This window comes from Marinobacter sp. DUT-1 (assembly GCF_050379415.1).
Lineage (GTDB): Bacteria > Pseudomonadota > Gammaproteobacteria > Pseudomonadales > Oleiphilaceae > Marinobacter.
Map to the genome: position 1 here is coordinate 751,810 of NZ_JBNRLS010000002.1, position 20,417 is coordinate 772,226.

Genomic DNA, 20,417 nt, shown 5'->3' on the forward strand with positions numbered 1-20,417 from the left:
TTATTGACGGGACAAGAGACCGCTCTCTAGAGTCTAGTAAAGATCAGCCGCCCGTAAACGAACAGGAGACACTCGCCGGATGCCGACCCTGAAACCCGCCAAACTGGGCTTGCGAACGCGCCTTTTCCAGCTGATCTTCGAGTCGGACACACCCGTCGCCAAGGCGTTTGATATTGCCCTGGTGATACTGATCTTCCTCAGCGTAACGATCGTGATGTTGAACAGCATTGACGAGTATCACGCACGTTTCGGAGAGGTGTTCTACTACACAGAGTGGGTCATCACCATCCTCTTCACCATTGAACTCGCCCTGAGGATTTACTGCCTCGAGAAACCCGGGCTATACCTGAAGAGCTTTTACGGCGTTATCGATGTGCTGGCGGTCCTTCCCACCTGGCTGGTGTTGTTGTTCCCCGGTGCGCAGGTGCTGGTTGTTGTGCGCCTGCTTCGGGCGCTGCGACTGTTCAGGGTGCTGGAAATGATGACTCTGGAAGGCGAAAGACGACTACTTTGGGGCGCGCTGGTCCGCAGCCGGCACCAGATCGGGCTTTTCCTGTTCACCGTGGTGATGCTGGTGACCATCTTTTCGTCCGTGCTGTACCTGATCGAGCCGGCGGAGGCAGGGTTTACCAGCATTCCGAAGGCCATTTACTGGGGCATTGTCACCCTGACCACCGTCGGCTACGGCGATATCACCCCTGTCACCGCCCTGGGACAGTTTATCTCCGTCGCCATCATGCTGGTTGGCTATTCGATCATCGCATTGCCCGTGGGCATTTTCTCGGCCGAGGTCATTCGGGCGCTTCAGCAGGAGCGGTACTCCAATGAAGCCTGTCCGGGCTGCGGCAAACACCGGCACGAGCAGGACGCCCGTTACTGCAAATACTGCGGCACCTGGCTCGATGAAGAAACGCCGGATCCCCGCAAGAAAGCAAAAAGCCCCGAGGCCTGAGACCCCGGGGCTTTCCTGAGCATTCCTGCTGGACTGAGAGTTTACTGCTCCACAAACGCCCGTTCTATCACGTAATGACCCATGTCACCGCCCCGGGCCTCACGGAATCCCATCTTGTCCAGGATCGCGCAGGTGTCCTTGAGCATGCTCGGGCTGCCACAGATCATGAAGCGGTCGGTGTCAGGATTGAAATCCGGAAGTCCCAGATCCCGGGTGATCTTGCCGGATTCCATGGCGTCGGTCAGGCGGCCCTCGTTACGGAACGGCTCGCGGGTGACCGTCGGGTAGTACAACAGATTGCCCTTGACCATCTCGCCAAAGAATTCGTTCTCCGGCAGCTCCTCGATCTCCTTCTGATACGCCAGCTCGGAGATGTAGCGCACGCCGTGGGTGAGGATCACCTTGTCGAATGCCTCGTAGACTTCCGGGTCCTTGATGATGCTCATGAACGGCGCCAGACCAGTGCCGGTGCTGATCAACCACAGGTTCTTGCCCGGAAGCAGGTTGTCCAGAACCAGGGTGCCCGTGGGTTTCTTGCTCAGCAGAATCTCGTCGCCCGGTTTGATCTGCTGCAGACGCGAGGTCAGCGGGCCGTCCGGCACCTTGATGGAAAAGAACTCCAGCTCTTCCTCGTAGTTGGCGCTGGCAATACTGTAGGCGCGCATCAGCGGTTTGCCATCGGTCTCAAGGCCGATCATCACAAAATGACCATTCTTGAACCGGAAGCCCGGATCGCGGCTGGTCTTGAAGCTGAACAGGGTGTCGTTCCAGTGATGGACGCTGGTGACCGTCTCTTTCATCAGGTTGCTCATGTAAACCTCGTACCTGCGCTCAAGCAAAAAGCGTGAATCGTCTGAATATCAATTGCCTGAATTGTAACCCACGTTTAACCTATCGATGAAATGGGATATACCCATAACCTTATTCGACAAAATCGATTTATGGCGCTTCCTTATGAAATTCAGTTTCCGTCAGCTTGAAGTGTTCCTCGCCGCCGCCCACTTCCAGAACATCACCCGGGCCGCCGATTCCCTGGCCATGTCCCAATCTGCAGCCAGCAGCGCCCTCAAGGAACTGGAAAGCCAGTTCGATATCCAGCTCTTTGACCGGGTTGGCAAACGCCTCCAGCTGAACGAACTCGGGCGCCTGTACCGGCCCAAAGTGGAATCGGTGCTGGCCCAGGCCCGGGAACTGGAACAGGCCTTCAGCAAACACTCGGAAGTAGGCGCTCTCAAGGTCGGCGCCACATTGACTATCGGTAACTATCTGGCCGTCGGCGTCATGGCCCAATACATGAATACCCCTACCCGTCCCCGGGTATCACTGGAGGTTGCCAACACCAGCACCATCGCCCGGCGGGTGAAGGATTTCGAGCTGGATATCGGTCTGATCGAGGGGGAACTGCAGTCGTCCGAGCTGGAGATGATTCCCTGGCGGGAGGACGAGCTGGTGGTGTTCTGCTCCCCCACCCATCCTCTCGCCAGCAAGGGAAAACTGACCGACGACGACCTTCGTGAAGCCACCTGGATCATGCGCGAACAGGGCTCCGGCACCCGCCAGAGCTTCGAACGCGGCATGCACGGTCTGCTGCCGGACCTGAACGTACTGCTGGAACTGGAGCATACCGAGGCGATCAAGCGGGCGGTGGAAGCGGACCTGGGTATCGGGTGCCTGTCACAGGTGGTCCTGGTTGACGCCTTCCGCCGCGGGAGCCTGGTGCCGCTGGAGGTGCCGGAGCACCGGCGGTTTGACCGGCAGTTCTATTTCATCCTTCACAAACAGAAGTATCGGAGTGCGGGGATCGATGCGTGGATGCAGCTCTGTCGCGAGTTGGAGTGACGATGAAGACGGGGTCAGATGAAAGCTTTCATCAGACCCCACTATGGGCCGAGGCGCTGAACCAGGGGTCTGAAGAAAGCCTTCTTCTGACCCCATCCTGGACCGATGCTCTGAGCTTGAGGGAACCCACGAGGCAGATCTAAGACGGGGTCAGATGAAGGCTTTCATCTGACCCCAACCTGGCGGGCTCGTACTAACCCACCGGCCCACTATGAAACCGGAATTCACTATCCGGCGCCTCAATCAGCTCCTTCTCGATCGCCAGAAACTCCCCCACCCGCTCATCCACAGGCCCGCCATTGGCCTGCATCGCCAGCTTCAGGTAATCCTGGTAATGCCGCGCCTCGGATTTCAGCAGACTGTTATAAAAATCCGCCAACTTGTCATCCAGGAAAGGCGCCAGCGCGGCAAAACGCTCGCAGGAGCGGGCTTCAATGATCGCGCCGACGATCAGCACATCCACCAGCCGCCCCGGATCCTCGGCGCGCACAGCCTGCCGAAGCCCGGCGGCATAACGGGCCGGTGTCAGGTGGCCATACTCCACGCCCCGCTTGTTCATGATCGCCAGCACCTGCTCGAAATGGCGCAACTCTTCCCGCGCCAGCCGGGACATCTTGTTCAGCAGGTCGCTGTTGTCCACGTAACGGTACATCAGGCTGAGCGCGGTGGAGGCCGCTTTCTTCTCGCAATGGGCATGGTCGATCAGCAACAGGTCCTGGTTGGCCAGGGCGTTCTCGATCCACTTTTGCGGGGTGCGGCACGGGAGAAAATCGTGAATCTCTTGCAGGGCGTCGGTCATATCGAAATTCGGGCTGAAAACTCGGGAGGCGGGAGTATAGCGCACTTAGCAGATTCCTCCGACCTCTGTCCAACTTAACTTTGTAAGGGGTTTCCTATAGAATGCAGCGCCAGTTCAGGGAGTCTCTGAATAAATCCTGAAACCCCATCGGTGATTTGAGGCGTTATTCAGAGGCTCCCGTGGCCTTTTCGCCATAAAACTCCCGCCAGGCATGATGCCAAACGCGGGACATTCCAACTGATGAGGGTCCATATCGTGTTAGAAGCCTATCGTGAACACGTTGCCGAACGTGAAGCCCTGGGTATCCCGCCCAAGCCCCTGAACGCCGAGCAGACCGCAGCCCTGGTTGAGCTGCTGAAGAATCCGCCGGCGGGTGAAGAGGAAACCCTGGTATACCTCCTGGAAAACCGCATTCCGCCGGGCGTGGACGAAGCCGCTTACGTGAAAGCCGCCTTCCTGTCTGCCATTGCCAAGGGCGAAGCCACGTCCCCGCTGGTCAGCAAGGAATACGCTGTAAAACTGCTGGGCATGATGCAGGGTGGTTACAACATCGAGACTCTGGTTGAGCTGCTGGACGACAGTGAACTGGCTGAACTGGCTGGTGAGCAGCTGAAGAAGACCCTGCTGATGTTCGACGCCTTCAACGACGTGAAGGAAAAGATGGACGCAGGCAACGCCGTCGCCAAGGCTGTTGTTGAATCCTGGGCCAATGCCGAGTGGTTCACCAACAAGAAGAAGGTTCCCGAGAGCACGAAGATGGTTGTGTTCAAGGTAACCGGCGAAACCAACACCGATGATCTGTCCCCGGCCCCGGATGCCTGGTCCCGCCCGGACATCCCGCTGCACGCCCGCGCTGCCTACAAAATGGAGCGTGATGGCCTGAAGCCGGAAGAGCCCGGCGTTACCGGCCCGATGAGCCAGATCGACGAAATCAAATCCAAGGGCCTGCCGGTTGCCTTCGTAGGTGACGTGGTCGGTACCGGTTCTTCCCGTAAGTCTGCCACCAACTCTGTTCTGTGGTTCTTCGGTGAGGACATTCCGGGCGTGCCGAACAAGCGTGCCGGCGGTGTGTGTATCGGCAGCAAGGTCGCCCCGATCTTCTTCAACACCATGGAAGATGCCGGCGCTCTGGTCTTCGAAGCCCCGGTCGACGACATGAACATGGGTGACGTGATCGAAATCCGCCCATACGAAGGCAAGATCCTGAACGAAGCCGGTGAGACCATCTCCGAGTTCAAGTTCAAATCCGACGTAATCCTGGACGAAGTGCAGGCCGGCGGTCGTATCCCGCTGATCATCGGTCGTGGCCTGACCAAGAAGGCACGTGAAGCCCTGGGCATGGGCGCCACCGACATCTTCCGTCTGCCGAAAGATCCGGAAGCCGGTACCAAAGGCTTCACCCTGGCCCAGAAGATGGTCGGCAAGGCCTGTGGCCTCGAAGAAGGCAAAGGCGTTCGTCCGAACACCTACTGCGAGCCGCACATGACCACCGTCGGCTCCCAGGACACCACTGGCCCGATGACCCGTGACGAGCTGAAAGACCTGGCATGTCTGGGCTTCCAGGCTGACCTCGTGATGCAGTCCTTCTGTCACACCGCTGCGTACCCGAAGCCGGTTGACGTTGAGATGCAGCACACCATGCCGGACTTCATCCGCACCCGTGGCGGTGTTTCCCTGCGTCCGGGCGACGGTATCATCCACTCCTGGCTGAATCGCATGCTGCTGCCGGACACCGTTGGTACCGGTGGTGACTCCCACACCCGTTTCCCGATGGGCATCTCCTTCCCGGCCGGTTCCGGTCTGGTGGCCTTTGCTGCCGCCACCGGCGTTATGCCGCTGGACATGCCGGAATCCGTTCTGGTTCGCTTCAAGGGCGAGATGCAGCCGGGCATCACCCTGCGTGACCTGGTACACGCCATCCCGCTGTATGGCATCAAGCAGGGCATGCTGACTGTCGAGAAGAAGGGCAAGATCAACGAATTTTCCGGTCGGATCCTGGAAATCGAAGGCCTGGAGCACCTGACTGTCGAGCAGGCGTTCGAACTGTCTGACGCCTCGGCCGAGCGCTCCGCGGCCGGTTGTACCATCAACCTGTCCGAAGAATCCGTGGCCGAGTACCTGCGCTCCAACATCACCATGCTGCGCTGGATGATTGCCGAAGGTTACGGCGATCCGCGTACCCTGGAGCGTCGCGCCCAGCAGATGGAAGAGTGGCTGAACGATCCGAAGCTGATGCGTGCCGACAAGGACGCAGAATACGCCCACGTGATCGAGATCGATCTGGCCGACATCAAGGAGCCGATCGTGTGCTGCCCGAACGACCCGGACGATGCCAAGTTCCTGTCCGAAGTCGCTGGCGACAAGGTGGACGAAGTGTTCATCGGTTCCTGCATGACCAACATCGGCCACTTCCGTGCCGCTGGCAAACTGCTGGAGCAGCACAAGGGCGCCCTGAGCACGCGCCTGTGGATGTCGCCGCCCACGAAGATGGACCAGCAGCAGTTGATGGAAGAAGGTTATTTCAACACCTACGGCACCGCCGGTGTTCGCACCGAGATGCCGGGCTGCTCCCTGTGCATGGGTAACCAGGCACGTGTAGCTCCGAAGTCGACGGTTCTGTCCACCTCCACCCGTAACTTCCCGAACCGTCTGGGCGATGGTGCCAACGTGTACCTGACTTCCGCGGAACTGGCGGCTGTGGGCGCGGTACTGGGCAAACTCCCGTCTCCGCAGGAGTACATGGAGTACGCCAAGGACCTGAACAGCATGTCGAAAGAGATCTACCGTTATCTCAACTTCGACCAGATGGAGGAGTACACCAAGAAAGCGTCCGAGGCCAGCGTTGCCTAAGTCGCTTTTGGAGTGACCTCCAGCAAAAACGCCAGCCCTCGGGCTGGCGTTTTTTATGCTTCCTGTTCAGCAGGCCCGATCAGTAGAAGATCAGCCGGATCAGGATCGCGGCCACCATGACCAGCGTCAGCCACTTCACCCATCGGGCACCCTGGCTGCTCAGGTTGACCTTCACCGCGAGGAAGGCGCCGACGATGTTTCCCACCGCCAGTGTCAGGCCCATGCCCCACCTTACCTGATCGTTGAGCGCAAAGATCAGCAGAGCGGGCACGGTATAGAGCAGGATGATCGACACCTTGAACACGTTCACCTGGGGCAGGTCGATTTTCAGGATCCGGTACAGCACCACCAGAAACAGCGCCCCGACCCCGACCTGGATAAAACCGCCGTACAGACCGATCAGGAACATGGCGAGGAAAATGACCGGCCCGAGACGCTCCGTGGTCAGCGGGCGGGTATCCAGCTTGGGTTGAGGCAACAGCATGAATACCGATACGCCAATCATGGCCAGCACCAGCACCAGCTCGAAAATGGCATCTGGTACCCGGGTCGCCATCCAGGCTCCCAGCAACGAGCCAATAACCGCAGGAACCGCCAGGTAAAGACTCACCTTGAGATTGCCATGCCCCATACGGCGGAAACCGCTGACGGCGGTGACACTTTGCAGGGTGATTGCCACCCGGTTGGTGCCATTGGCCACCTGGGGTGGAAGTCCCAGGAACATCAGCAACGGCAGGGTCAGCATGGAGCCGCCGGCGGACAGCACATTGATAAAGCCGGCGACACCACCGATGCCCAAAAGGGCCAGCACTTCCCCAATGGTCATGGACGCAGCCCCATCATGCTTTCGCCGCGGCCGGCACGACGCCCCGACCCCGGCGGCTGCTCCACATAAACCCCACAACGAAAATCACCAATCCGGCCACATCCAGCATCACCTGCCCATGGGGCCAGAGCATCAGCGCACCAATCGGGAACATCACCAGCCTGACCACCGGATGCAGCGGATGCTCCAGATAGCCTTCCAAACCGGCAATGATCGCGTAGATACCGAACAACGCGAAGCAGAACACCCGGAGCATCTCGGTGATGTCACCGGTAATCAGCGGTGAGTAGGCAAACAGCAAAGGCACGATATACAAGCCCTTGGCGAGCTTCCAGGCGGTAAATCCGGTACGCATCTGGGGCGTGCCGGCGATGGCCGCGGCGGCAAAGGCGGTCAGGCAGACCGGCGGCGTGACGTTGGAATCCTGGGACAGCCAGAAAATGATCATATGGGCCGCCACCAGGGCCATGGACAGGGTCGCCGGTGACAGCGCCTGGTCCAGCAACTGGCTGCTGAAAGTATCCGGAACCACTGCCAGCAGTTCCATGGCCGTTGCCCGGTCCATTGGCGCATTGAGCAACTCCATCTTGTCCGGCGCCGCCAGCATGAAAATCGCCTTCGCCTGTTCCGGCAGATTGCCGGCCATTACCATTTCCAGCAACTGGCTCTGGGCAATCAGCTGGTAGATAGCCGGAGCCGACAGAGTGGCCAGTACGATGTAGGCGGCGGTTACCGGTAGCCCCATGCCCAGGATCAGCGAGGCCAGGGCCACCAGGATAATGGTTACCAGCAGGCTGCCGCCGGCCCAGTCCGTAATCATCAGCGAAAAGGTATTACCGATACCGGTGGTGGAGACCACCATCACGATCAGTCCGACGGTAATCAGGAGGATTGCAGTGGTCATGATATTCCGTGCGCCCATGGCCAGGGCGTCAAGGATATCCCGGAAGCCCATGGGATGTTTCGACAACCACGACGCCACGATCACCGAAAGGATCGCAATTCCCGCCGCATAGGTTGGCGTGAAGCCATAGATCAGTGCCGCCACCAGAACCACCAGCGGCAACAGGAAATGCCAGCCGTCCTTGAGCACCTCGGCCAGTCGCGGTGCTTGATCATCCTCGAGCTTGACCGCATGGCTGCGTTTGGCTTCGATCCGGACAAACATGGCGACCGACAGGAAATACAACAACGCCGGCAACGCCGCCACGCCGATAATCGTCAGATAGGACACCTGGGTGTAAGAGGCCATGATGAAGGCACCCGCCCCCATCACCGGCGGCATCAGTTGCCCCCCGGTAGATGCCGCAGCCTCGACCCCAGCCGCGAACCGGGCCGGAAAGCCGGCTTTGCGCATCAAGGGAATCGTAATAACCCCGGTGGAAACGGTATTGGCCACACTGGAACCGGACACCGAGCCCATCAGGCCGGACGAGAACACGGCGACAAAGCCCGGCCCGCCGACAAACCGTCCGGCCGCGCAACGGGCAAGCTCAATGATGAAATCCCCTGCCCCGGACTTCACCAGGAACGCCCCGAACAGGATGAACATGAACACATAGGTCCAGGAGATGCGGGCAATGGAACCGAGCATGCCCTGACCGCCGATGTAGGAGCGAAACAACACCGTTTCCCAGGTCAGGCCCGGGAAGTTGAAGATGCCGTCAACGTACTGCCCCCACCAGGCGACATAGGTCAGCGCGACAATGCAGAGTGCGGGGATGAACCAGCCGACCGTCCGGCGCGCGAACTCCAGAACCAGCACCACGGCCGTAACCGAAACCAGCCAGTCCGTGGTGTTGAAATTAACGCCACGCTCGTACAGGGCCGTCTCGAACGCGATCAGATAGAATGCGCACGCCAACGCCGCAAGGCCGAGGACGACATCAATCCCGAGCACCAGCCGTTGCCCCGTTGCGGAACGGACCCGCAACATCGGCGTGGTCAGGGTGCAGATCAGACCGAACAGCCCGAAGTGCAGCGCCGAAGTCCAAAGCTCGGACAACGTGGAGATGGTATTGAAATACAGGTGTATCAGCGAGGCCAGAATCGCCAGGCCAAAAATCACCGGCCCCAGAAGCCGGTGATCGAGGCGCTCGCTGGCCCCACTGACACTTTCGTCACGGATCCCCTCCGGGGATCCGTTCTTTTCCGCTTCAGCCACGGTTATTTCGCGATCAGACGATCAGGAATAGTCAGCCCCTGCTCCTCATAGAAGCGAGCCGCACCCGGGTGCAGCGGCATAGGCAGGCCGGTAATGGCCTTTTCCAGGGCCATGGCCTTGGTTGCCGGATGGATGTTGTTCAGGAACGGCAGGTTGGCATAGATCGTCTTGGTAATTTCGTAGACATCTTCCTCGGAGACATCGGCCCGCACCGCGAGGATGTTCGGCTGGGCGATGGTGTTGATGTCCTTTTCCTGATTCGGATAAGTGCCGGCCGGAATGTTGTAGTGGCTCCAGAGCTCAAAGTTGCTGTTCACCTTCGCCAGCTGCTCGTCATTGAAATCCAGAGTGGTGATTTCATTGCCCAGGTTGGCGTAGGCACGGGTCACCGCCGAAGCAGGAACGCCAGCAGGAATGTTCATCCCATCAATGTTGCCGTTTTGCAGGGCATCGGCACTGGGACCATAACCCAGGTAAGCCAGGTCCATTTTCTCAAGGTCAATACCGAGCTGGCCGAGAATATAGCGCCCGGAGCCTTCCGTACCAGAGTTGCGGGCACCAATCGAGAAGGTCTCATCGTAAAGGTTGGACATATCATCAATGGTGCCTGATTCAGCCAATTCCTCTTGAATCACAAAATGCTCCACGTTCTGCCAGAGCATGGAGACCGAACGCAGGTTCTTGTATGCCTTGGGTACCGGTCCGGTACCGTTCCAGGCATAGGCCCCATAGAGACCCTGGAGAATACCGAACTGGATCTGCCCTTCGTCCATCAGCTTCAGGTTCTCGCCGGAGCCAGCCGAGCTGATGGCAGAGACAGAGATACCGGTTTTCGGCTCAAGCTTGACCTTGATCAGGGTGGAAATGGCGACACCCACGGGGTAATAGGTACCACCGGTCGTAGCGGTGCCCATCACATAATTTCCCTCGGCCTGCGCGCTGAGCGGAGAAAGGGAAACCGCTGCAGCAGCGGCCAGCCCCATGGCGGATTTCAGGAAGTTTCGCTTGTTCATAACCCGTTACCTCTTTTCGTTATTTTTACTGAATAGGTCGAATTTAACCTTCTCAACATAGTCGCTGGATCCGCCCGTTTCCACCCGATGGGTAAACATAACTTTCTGTTACGGCACAAAAAAGCCCCCGACTCAGGTGCCGGGGGCTTTTCATATCCGGGATCATCTCCCGGCCACAGTTACTGCCTTACGGCAGGTTGTGGTACCGCGCCTTGATGGCCTTGTCGAAGCCGGCCAGGATATCGGCATGCGGCTTGTCGCCGACCTTGGAGACCACCACGATGGCGATGGTGGCGAAGATGAAGCCCGGAATGATCTCGTACAGATCAAGGATGCCACCAGACATGTTGCCCCAGACCACAACGGTCACACCACCGACGATGATGCCGGCAATGGCGCCCGCCCTGGTCATTTCACGCCAGAACAGGGACAGGATCAGGGCCGGACCGAAGGCGGCGCCGAAGCCTGCCCACGCATAGGACACCAGTTCCAGAACCTTGCTGTCCGGGTTAAGGCCCAGGATACAGGCGATGATCGCAATGCCGACGACGGCAAAGCGGCCAACCCAAACCAGTTCCGCCTGTGACGCGTCCTTGCGGAAGAGCGCCTTGTAGAAATCCTCGGCCAGTGCGGAGGAGGAAACCAGCAGCTGGGAATCCGCCGTACTCATGATGGCGGCCAGGATCGCAGCCAGCAGGACACCGGCAATCACCGGGTGGAACAGGGCGTCAACCAGCAGCATGAAGGCACGCTCGCCGTCTTCCAGCGGGGTGTCGAAGTAGCCGATGGCAGAGAAACCAACCAGCAGGGCGCCCAGCAGGCCGAGGCCACTCCAGACCACAGCGATGCGACGCGCAGTCGGTACGTCATCTTCGCTACGGATTGCCTTGAAGCGTGCGAGGATGTGCGGCTGGCCGAAGTAACCCAGGCCCCAGCCAAGCAGGGACAGAATCGCCAGGAAGCCGAGGGCTTCGCCGTCAGTGCCTGTGAAGGCATTCATCAACTCGGGATTCTTGGCAGACATGGCTGCGGAGGTCTCGCCCCAGCCGCCGGCAAGGTTCATGGCGATGATCGGAACCAGCAACAGAGCAGCAAACATCAGCAGGCCCTGTACCACGTCAGTCCAGGAAACCGCCAGGAAACCACCGAAGAAGGTGTAGGAAACAACCGCGATGGTGCCAACGACGACGGCGACGGTGTAATCCAGGCCGAACACGGTTTCAAACAGCTTGCCGCCCGCAACCAGACCGGAACTGGTGTAGAACAGGAAGAACAGCAGGATGAAGAACGCACAGACCACCCGGAGGATCCGGCTGGTGTCGTTGAACCGGTTCTCGAAGAACGACGGCAGCGTGAGCGAGTCACCGGCGGAGAGCGAGTAGGTGCGCAGGCGGCTGGCGACGAACAGCCAGTTCAGCCAGGTACCGACCAACAGGCCGACGGCAATCCAGATAGCCTCGAAACCGGCGGCATAGGCATAACCGGGCAGGCCCAGCAGCAACCAGCCACTCATATCGGAGGCACCGGCACTCAGTGCAGAAGGCAGCGGACCGAGGGAACGGCCGCCGAGAATGTAATCAGAAAGGTTGGAAGTACGCTTCCAGGCCACATAACCGATGCCCAGCATCAGCAGGATGTAGGCGATAAAGGTTATCGTGACCCCTACGTTGTTTCCTATCATTTCGGTTTTCTCCCCGTGCGCTTTTTGGGTTACTTGTTGTTGACTTGCAACGGCTCTCCTTCTGCACCCTGGGTTCAGGATGAGAGGGACAACCCTGATCCGGGCGCGTCACCGCCCGAATTCAGTGAGACATCCATGTCTTCTGTTCTTTTGATCCTTAAACCTTTTCAATGCCCAGCGACAGCAACGAGGCGTTGCCTCCGACCGCCGTGGTATTGACCGTCCTTGTGCGCTCTGTTGAAAAGCGCTGCAGGTAATGGGGGCCGCCGGCCTTGGGGCCGGTACCGGAAAGGCCCCGGCCTCCGAAGGGCTGAACCCCCACCACTGCTCCGATCTGATTGCGGTTGACATAGGTATTACCCACTTTCACCCGCTGCTCAATATACGAAGCGGTGGACTCGCTCCGGCTGTGAATGCCCAGAGTCAGTCCGTAACCGCTACCATTGATCTCATCGATGACCTCGTCCAGTCGCTCGGCATCGTAACGAACTACATGAAGAATCGGCCCAAAGTACTCGTCTTTCAAATCGTTTATGGTTTCGATGCCATAGGCGGACGGAGCAACGAAGTGGCCCGACTGGCAGGTCCACGGCACCGGCGCCCTGGCAATCAGCCGTGCGTTCCGGTCGAGTTCGTCCAGATGGGCCTGGAGCACCTGCCTAGCGTCCGCATCAATTACCGGGCCGACGTCAGTGCGGTGCAGCTCCGGGTTGCCAACGGACAACTGCTGCATGGCACCGGCAAGCATGGTCTCCATGCGATCCGCCACATCGTTTTGTACATACAGCACCCGCAGTGCCGAACAGCGCTGCCCGGCACTGGCGAAGGCGGACTGCAAGACATCGCGCACCACCTGCTCGGGGAGCGCACTGCTGTCCACGATCATGGCGTTCTGCCCCCCGGTCTCGGCGATCAGGGGTACGATTGCTCCATCCCGGCCGGCCAGTGTCCGGTTCAGCAGATGGGCAACCTGTGTAGATCCGGTGAAGGCGATGCCGGCAATCCTGGGGTCCGGGGTCAGTATGCCGCCAAGTTCTTCGCCATCACCGGGTAACAGTTGAATCACATCCGGCGGAAATCCCGCCTCGAGCATCAGCTCCACGGCCCGAAACGCAACGAGGCTGGCCTGCTCCGCCGGCTTGGCAATCACGGTATTGCCAGCCACAAGAGCGGCCATCACCTGGCCGGTAAAGATGGCCAACGGAAAGTTCCAGGGGCTGATGCACAGGAAGACACCCCGGCCTTCCATATACAGTTCATTGCTCTCACCGGTCGGTCCCGGCAGAGCAATCGGGCTGCCAAAACGCGCACGACCCTGGATCGCATAGTAGCGGCAGAAATCCACCGCCTCACGGACCTCGTCGATACCGTCCTGAATGGTCTTGCCCGCTTCGCGACAGCAGATCGCTATCAGCTCTTCCATGTTCTGCTCGAGCAGAACTGCATACCGTTCCAGATACCGGGCACGCTCGGCGACCGAGCGCTCGTTCCACGCCCGAAAACCTGCATCAGCGGTCGCCAATGCCTCTTCGGCCTGATTCCTGCCTGCCCAAACCACGGTCCCCGGGCTTTTTGACAGGTCGTAGGGGGAACTCACTTCCTTACGCTGCCCGTCGAGCACCCGGGTGCCGCGGATCATCGGGCCGGCATGCCAGCTGGTGGCGGCCCACTGCCCAAGGCGACTGAGCAGCGGCTCAAGATGGGCCTCCACATGGGTATTCAGGCCACGGGAATTGGTCCGCTCGCCACCATAAATGCGTTCAGGTAGCGGAATCCGGTCATTGGTCAGAGCCGGGTACTTCTGGAGCTCCTGAACCGGGTTAAGGACCAGGTCTTCCACCGGCGTCTCGGCATCAACCAACCGGTGCACGAAAGATGAATTGGCGCCATTCTCAAGAAGGCGACGCACCAGGTAGGGCAACAGATCCTTGTGGGCACCGACCGGGGCATAGATCCGGACCGGAATGTCGTGCTCCTGCAGAATGCTGTTGTACAGGGCATCGCCCATGCCGTGCAGGCGCTGGAACTCGAATTCCCTGCCCTTGTCACGGGCCATGGCCAGAGCCGACGCCACGGTGTGGGCATTGTGGCTCGCCAATTGCGGGTACAGTGCACCACGGGTGTAGTCACTGAGCAGGTAACGCAGGCAGGCCAGGTAGGAGGTATCGGTCGCTTCCTTCCGGGTAAAGACCGGGTAGCCTTCCAGCCCCAACTGCTGGCAGATCTTGATCTCGGTATCCCAGTACGCCCCCTTGACCAGACGGATGGGGATCTCGTCGCCCTGCTCTTTGGCCAGTTTCGTCAACCAGCACAGCGCCGGCAAGGCACGCTTGGAATAGGCCTGGATCACCATACCGAAGCCACCCCAGCCCTTGACGGCTTTCGAGCTGTAGACCTTCTCGAAAAGTTTCAGGGACAATTCCAGCCGGTCCATTTCCTCGGCATCGATGGTAATGGCCACATTATTCTGTCGGGCGACCGAGATCAGGTCACAGACTGTTCCATAAAGCTCCTCCATGACCCGGTGTTCCTGCGCCGCTTCGTACCGGGGATGCAGGGCGGAAAGTTTGATCGAGATGGACGGGCGCGGGGCTCCGTCGCCGGAATAGCTGTCATTACCGACAGCTTCGATCGCACCGAGATAATCCTTGAGGTAGCGGCCGGCGTCCTCTTCGGTCAGCGCTGCTTCACCGAGCATATCGAAGGAATAGGTGTAACCCAGCTGCCGGTATTCACGGGCGTTCTGCAACGCCTCGTCGATATCACGGCCAAGCACGAACTGTTTGCCCATGATCGCCATGGCCCTGTACATGGCACTGCGGATGACAGGTTCGCCACTTCGCTTGACCAGCCGCTTCCATATATTGGAGGGCGAGCCGTCCAGGCGCTTGTCCATTCTGACCACACGGCCGGTCAGCAACAGCCCCCAGGTCGAAGCGTTCACCAGGGTGGATTCACTGCGGCCCACATACCGGTTCCAGTCCGCAACGGACATCTTGTCTTCAATAAGCGCATCGGCGGTTTGCTTGTCCGGAATGCGCATCAGCGCCTCGGCCAGGCACATCAGCAGAATGCCTTCTTCGGTATCGAGGCTGTATTGCTGGAGCAGCGCGTCGACCATGTGAACCGCGTCGTCCTGTTCCCGGACTTTCCGGATCAGATTGGTTGCAGTAGCGGTCACGGCCCGGTGTTCAGCAGTATCACTCTGGGCAAGGGGGATCAGTTCATTCAGGTAGGCAGACTCATCAACGGCATAGTTGGCCGTCAGGGCATGCCAGAAAAACGATCTCGGCTGCTCCTGAAAAACCGGCTCTAATACCCTGCTCGCTTGAAACATCTGAGCGCCCCTGAAAGAAACCGGTGTTGCGACCGGTCGACCATTTATCCTTGTTATAAAGAAGCCGCCGCGTCCTGACGGCAGTTCATTGAGGGTATAAGTTAGTATTACTACGGATCTACGGCTTACAGAATCCTACGATTCTTTTGCAAAAACGTCCTGAATCGGCAGTTTTTTACAAAAATCAGGCAACTTTTTCGCCAAACCGAAGCTTTGATGGCGTGGTTCCCTTGTGTTTGCGCAACGTGTTGGTGAGGGCGCTCTGGGAAGAGAAGCCGGTGCGGTAGCTGACTTCCGACACCGAAAGTGATGTGGAAACCAGAAGCTGCACAGCCTGGTCAATACGGGTCTGTAACAGGAACTGGTGGGGGGTGATGCCGGTGACGTCGCGAAACATTTCATGGAACCGACTGACGCTGAGACAGGCAACACCGGCCAGGTCTTCCACCCGGATCTTTCGGTGCAGGTTTTCCATGATGTACCGGCGGATCACGTCGGGGCTGATGGTATTCCGGTTGGTGACCACCTTGTGGGTATCGTTCAGCCTCTCGGCCATGCAGTGGAGAATGCTCGCGGCCAGGTGGCGTTTCATGCCGTCGTTATCGGGGGCCCGATCAAACTCGCCGGCGGCAAACTGGACAAGGCCCTGAAGCTGATTATCCATTTCCAGCGTACGAGGGCGCTCGAACAACGGCGCCAGACGTTCATAATCCTTATGGGCCGGTGTATTGAGGGCCGGCGTGTAGGGATCCAGGTTGATCACCAGAACATGGTTCTGATTGTCGCCGCAGTAGTCGTGTCTTGCTTCCGTGGGTACCAGGCAGGCTTTCCACGTGTCCAGGTGGGAACCGGTACCGTCAACGCTCAGGTCAGCCTCACCCCGAACGCCAACAACCACCTGATGGTGCTCGTGACGGTGCTGGTGCGATGCGATGGGCAGCTTTAACAGGCGAGCGTCAAGCATGATGACAACCGGTTCTAACTGAGAATGTCACTCAATTAAAGCAGATCCGGACAGAAAGTGCACGAAACGGGAAGTTTCTGGCCATTGCACTACTGCCTCGATTAACGGGAAGCAGCAACCAGAGAACGCACGAGCCCGGTCACTTGCTCGCTGACTTCCGCCAGCGGTGCCGACGCATCAACACGGTGGTAACGGTCCGGGGCGTTACGGGCACGCTCCAGATAGGTGTCGCGGATACGCTGGAAAAAAGACACGGCCTCCTGCTCGAACCGGTCCAGATCACCCCGATGACGTGCCCGGGCCATACCGATTTCCACCGGAGCGTCCAGCAGGATGATGTGATCCGGCCGGACGTCACCCTGAACCAGGTTCTCCAGCTGGCCGATACGCTCTTTGGACACCCCTCGACCACCCCCCTGATAGGCGAAGGTCGCATCGGTAAAGCGATCGCAGAGCACCCACTGCCCTGCCTCCAATGCCGGGAGAATCCGGGTGTGCAAATGCTGTGCACGGGCCGCAAACATCAGCAGAAGCTCGGTCAGCTCGTGCACCGGCTCATCCCGCGGCGAGAGCAGCAACTCGCGAATCGCTTCGGCCATCGGCGTACCACCCGGCTCCCGGGTCACAACCACATCGATGCCTTCGGAGCGCAACACCTCGGCGGCATTGGCGAGCTGCGTGGATTTGCCAACGCCCTCGGTACCCTCAAAGGTAATGAACTGACCCCGTTTCACTGGTCCTGCTCCTCTCTGGCGTCTCCGTCGTTCCCGGGAGGCGGAGACGACCGGTAATCGTCACGGCGATTGAGCTGAAATTCCCGGACCGCTTTCTGATGTTCCGCAAGGGTGCGCGAAAACTTGTGAGTGCCATCACCACGGGCAACAAAGTACAGTGATTCCCCTTCTTTCGGGTGCAAAGCCGCGTGAATAGCCTCCTGGCCCGGGAGGGCAATGGGAGTCGGTGGCAAACCATCAATCCGGTAGGTGTTGTAGGGAGTATAGGTGCGCAGATCCTTGCTGCCGATCCGGCCCTGGTACTGATCACCCATTCCGTAGATCACGGTGGGGTCCGTTTGCAGTCGCATCCCCTTCTGCAGGCGCCGCACAAAAACCCCGGCCACTTCGTCCCGTTCGTGGGGCACACCCGTTTCCCGCTCAACAATCGAGGCCATGATCAACGCTTCGTAGGGAGTGTCATAGGGCAGGCCCTCTTCCCGTTTTTCCCACTCTTCAGCCAGAACGGTTTCCATCCGGTTGAAGGAGCGCTTCAGGAGATCCAGGTCGGATTCACTGCTGACAAACAGATAGGTGTCTGGAAAGAAGCGACCTTCAGGGTGCTCTTCCTCCGCGCCCATCGCCGCCATGATTTCTTCGTCACTCCAGTTCGCGGTTTCCTGGCGGAGTCTTTCGGCACTGGCCAGCGCGGCCCTCATATCCTTGAACGTCCAGCCCTCGATGAACTGGATACTCCAGTGTTTGATATCACCGGCCACCATGGTGTCGACCATGTCCCTGGCAGACATGCCATCGGTAAACTCATATTCACCAGCCTTGATTCGGGCCTGCTCCGGATTCAACCGGCCGTAAAGCCTGAGCCAGAGGCTCTTCTCCACGAGGCCCTGCGCTTGGAGCTGTTGCGCAACCCGGTTAAAGGCGGTTCCGGCCGGCACATTGAACAGCACCGGCTCCTCAAGCCTTACCGGCTCCTCAAGGGTTTCCAGCCCCTGCCAGACCCACAGGCCGGTACCGGCGGCAACTAGCACGGAGAGAGAGACACAAACAATCAGTAACTTCTTGAGCAAAGGACTTATTCCAGTGTTTCGAGCGGATCGCAGATTGTCGCAAGTCCGCTATCTACAGGCAAATCCTGACCGGCAAGATTGCGAACCGCAACCACACCGAGGACGCTGTTCAGCAGATAGAAGGCCCGACATTCCGGCCCCATTATATGTTCCGGCAGCAACGGGCGCTCAATCACGACCTCGCCCCTGGCCTTGAGGCGCTCCAGCACCCAGTCGCGCATTATGCCGGCAACCGCCAACGAATCCCGCGGCGGTGAAATCCAGCCTTCTGTGGTGTTCAGCAGCAGGTTGGTCCGGGTTCCCTCCACCAGCTCGCCGTCCCCATTGGACTGCAGGACCTCGAAAACATCCCCGTCGAGTTCCCGGGCGGCCATCACCTGCTCCAGCCGGTTCAGGGACTTGATACCGGCCAACAATGGGTTGACCGTCAGCGGGATGCGGGAATACTCGACCCCGACACCATCGGAAGGAACGTAGGGCGGCGCAGCACTGGCGGACACCAGCAGGTTCGGAGTCATGTCCGGATCGGGACGATAACCTCGCCCTCCGGCGCCGCGGGTCAGGATCAGTTTCAACACCCAGCGGGTATCAGCGCGGGAGCAGCCATACTGACTGGCGGCACGATCATAGACTTCCCGAACCTCTGCCCCGGTCACCGGGATGCCCAACCTTCCTGCATCCCGGACCAGACGGTCCAGGTGGCGGCCCACCAGGGTACCCCGGGCACCGACCATGAGAATGGTTTCAAACAGGCCGTCACCATAGGCCAGGCCGCGGTCGTTCGCGGGTAGGCCGCCATCTTCCGCCCAGAACACCCCCAGCACGCCCGATCAGTCCTCGAAGCGGCGGAAGATCAGTGTTCCGTTGGTGCCGCCAAAGCCGAACGAATTGGACAAAGCCACCTGCAGATCGGCCTTGCGGCACTCATTGGGGACCAGATCCAGATCGCAGCCCTCATCGGGGTTGTCCAGGTTGATCGTCGGCGGCAGGATGCCCTCCCGCAAGGCCAGAATCGAAAAAATGGCCTCGACCGCGCCCGCTGCGCCCAACAGGTGGCCCGTCATGGACTTGGTGCTGCTCATGGCCAGCTTCTCGGCGTGGGTGCCGAAAACACTTCTTACGGCTTTGACCTCGGCAACATCGCCCACCTGCGTGGATGTGCCATGGGCATTGATGTAATCCACCGCTTCCGGATCAAGTCCGGCATCGCGGATGGCATTCTGCATGGACCGGGCAGCGCCCTCGCCAGACTCCGGCGGCGCGGTAATGTGGAAAGCGTCGTCACTCATGCCGAAGCCGATCACTTCGCCATAAATGGTCGCCCCACGCTTCCGGGCATGCTCCAGGTCCTCAAGCACCAGCACGCCGGAACCGTCGCTCAGAACGAAACCGTCCCGATCGCGATCCCAGGGGCGACTCGCTTTTTCCGGCTCGTCATTACGGGTAGACAGAGCCCGGGCTGCAGAAAATGCCGCAACACCGGTGCGGGTGGTCGCCATCTCGGAACCGCCGGCCAGCATGACGTCGGCATCACCATAGGCAATGGTCCGGGCTGCGTAGCCGATATTGTGGGTACCGGTGGTACACGCGGTCACAATGGAAATATTGGGGCCACGGTAACCGAAGCGGATGGCGGTGTTACCTGACACCATGTTGATGACGGACGCAGGCACGAAGAAAGGAGAGACCTTCCGCGGCCCCGACTTCTCCATCTGGATGACGCTCTTCTCGATAAACTCCAGGCCACCGATACCGGAACCGATGGCGACGCCCACCCGGTCCCGGTCGAGGTCGTCGAACTGCTCAAGACCGCTGTCGTCAACCGCCTGCTGAGCGGCGATCAGTCCGTAATGGATGAAGGCGTCGAGTTTCCGGGCATCCTTGGTGGACAGGTACTGGCTGATATCCAGATCCTTGACCGCCCCGCCGATACGGGTGTTGTACCCGGAAGCATCAAAACGGTCGATCATACCGATCCCGCTGCGCCCGGCCTTGATGGCATCCCACGAGCTCTGCACATCATTACCCACCGGCGAAAGCATGCCCATACCCGTAATGACAACCCGTCGTTTACTCATATCCCATTACACCTGATCTTGTTCGTGGAAAAACAGAACGCCGATTGAACCTGAATTTCAGCCAATAAAAAAGCCGTCCCCCGATATTTCACAAGGACGGCTTTTTGCCTGGC

15 protein-coding genes are annotated in these 20,417 nt (G+C 59.3%); 3 read left to right on the plus strand and 12 right to left on the minus strand.

Features of this window, described 5'->3' with window-relative positions; all coding sequences use genetic code 11:
- Positions 1-79: 79 nt before the first annotated feature.
- Positions 80-952 carry an ion transporter gene (locus ACQUTG_RS09095; RefSeq protein ID WP_428919086.1) on the plus strand — a complete coding sequence of 291 codons (873 nt, stop codon included), beginning with the start codon at positions 80-82 and terminating at the stop codon, positions 950-952.
- 41 nt (positions 953-993) lie between these two features.
- On the opposite strand, the gene ACQUTG_RS09100 is transcribed toward ACQUTG_RS09095, so the two are convergent.
- Positions 994-1,764 (minus strand): ferredoxin--NADP reductase, encoded by a 771-nt coding sequence (locus tag ACQUTG_RS09100; protein ID WP_092000112.1) that lies wholly within the window; start codon positions 1,762-1,764, stop codon positions 994-996.
- Positions 1,765-1,906: 142 nt separating this feature from the next.
- Here ACQUTG_RS09100 and ACQUTG_RS09105 point away from each other — a divergent pair, with 142 nt between their 5' ends.
- Positions 1,907-2,791 (plus strand): LysR family transcriptional regulator, encoded by an 885-nt coding sequence (locus tag ACQUTG_RS09105; RefSeq protein WP_428919087.1) that lies wholly within the window; start codon positions 1,907-1,909, stop codon positions 2,789-2,791.
- A 193-nt stretch (positions 2,792-2,984) separates the two neighbouring features.
- On the opposite strand, the gene ACQUTG_RS09110 is transcribed toward ACQUTG_RS09105, so the two are convergent.
- Positions 2,985-3,590, minus strand: a complete 606-nt coding sequence (locus ACQUTG_RS09110; protein WP_428919263.1) for a tRNA-(ms[2]io[6]A)-hydroxylase — start codon at positions 3,588-3,590, stop codon at positions 2,985-2,987.
- Positions 3,591-3,845: 255 nt separating this feature from the next.
- Between ACQUTG_RS09110 and acnB the strand changes: the two genes are divergently transcribed.
- Entirely contained in the window at positions 3,846-6,440 is a 2,595-nt protein-coding gene (acnB, locus tag ACQUTG_RS09115; RefSeq protein WP_428919088.1) for a bifunctional aconitate hydratase 2/2-methylisocitrate dehydratase, read from the plus strand.
- Between the two features lie 79 nt (positions 6,441-6,519).
- Here the strand turns inward: acnB and ACQUTG_RS09120 are convergent, their stop codons facing one another.
- The 10 genes from ACQUTG_RS09120 to fabF all read right to left on the minus strand — a co-directional run bounded on the left by ACQUTG_RS09120 (position 6,520) and on the right by fabF (position 20,304).
- On the minus strand, positions 6,520-7,266 hold the full coding sequence (locus tag ACQUTG_RS09120; protein ID WP_428919089.1) for a sulfite exporter TauE/SafE family protein: 747 nt from the start codon (positions 7,264-7,266) through the stop codon (positions 6,520-6,522).
- A 13-nt stretch (positions 7,267-7,279) separates the two neighbouring features.
- Positions 7,280-9,430 carry a TRAP transporter permease gene (locus ACQUTG_RS09125; protein WP_428919090.1) on the minus strand — a complete coding sequence of 717 codons (2,151 nt, stop codon included), beginning with the start codon at positions 9,428-9,430 and terminating at the stop codon, positions 7,280-7,282.
- 2 nt (positions 9,431-9,432) lie between these two features.
- The gene (locus ACQUTG_RS09130) at positions 9,433-10,443 is read right to left on the minus strand and encodes a TAXI family TRAP transporter solute-binding subunit (protein ID WP_428919091.1); all 1,011 of its coding nucleotides are present in this window, start codon (positions 10,441-10,443) and stop codon (positions 9,433-9,435) included.
- Between the two features lie 187 nt (positions 10,444-10,630).
- Complete coding sequence (gene putP, locus ACQUTG_RS09135) at positions 10,631-12,121, minus strand: sodium/proline symporter PutP (RefSeq protein ID WP_428919264.1); 1,491 nt, start codon at positions 12,119-12,121, stop codon at positions 10,631-10,633.
- A gap of 160 nt (positions 12,122-12,281) precedes the next feature.
- Entirely contained in the window at positions 12,282-15,461 is a 3,180-nt protein-coding gene (putA, locus tag ACQUTG_RS09140; RefSeq protein ID WP_428919092.1) for a bifunctional proline dehydrogenase/L-glutamate gamma-semialdehyde dehydrogenase PutA, read from the minus strand.
- Positions 15,462-15,645: 184 nt separating this feature from the next.
- Entirely contained in the window at positions 15,646-16,425 is a 780-nt protein-coding gene (locus tag ACQUTG_RS09145; protein ID WP_428919093.1) for an AraC family transcriptional regulator, read from the minus strand.
- 101 nt (positions 16,426-16,526) lie between these two features.
- Positions 16,527-17,159 (minus strand): dTMP kinase, encoded by a 633-nt coding sequence (gene tmk / locus ACQUTG_RS09150; RefSeq protein ID WP_428919094.1) that lies wholly within the window; start codon positions 17,157-17,159, stop codon positions 16,527-16,529.
- On the minus strand, positions 17,156-18,226 hold the full coding sequence (gene mltG, locus ACQUTG_RS09155) for an endolytic transglycosylase MltG (protein ID WP_428919095.1): 1,071 nt from the start codon (positions 18,224-18,226) through the stop codon (positions 17,156-17,158). The genes tmk and mltG overlap by 4 nt, the downstream gene beginning before the upstream one ends.
- Before the next feature lie 5 nt (positions 18,227-18,231).
- Complete coding sequence (locus ACQUTG_RS09160) at positions 18,232-19,050, minus strand: aminotransferase class IV (protein WP_428919096.1); 819 nt, start codon at positions 19,048-19,050, stop codon at positions 18,232-18,234.
- 6 nt (positions 19,051-19,056) lie between these two features.
- The gene (fabF, locus tag ACQUTG_RS09165; RefSeq protein ID WP_428919097.1) at positions 19,057-20,304 is read right to left on the minus strand and encodes a beta-ketoacyl-ACP synthase II; all 1,248 of its coding nucleotides are present in this window, start codon (positions 20,302-20,304) and stop codon (positions 19,057-19,059) included.
- Positions 20,305-20,417 lie beyond the last annotated feature (113 nt).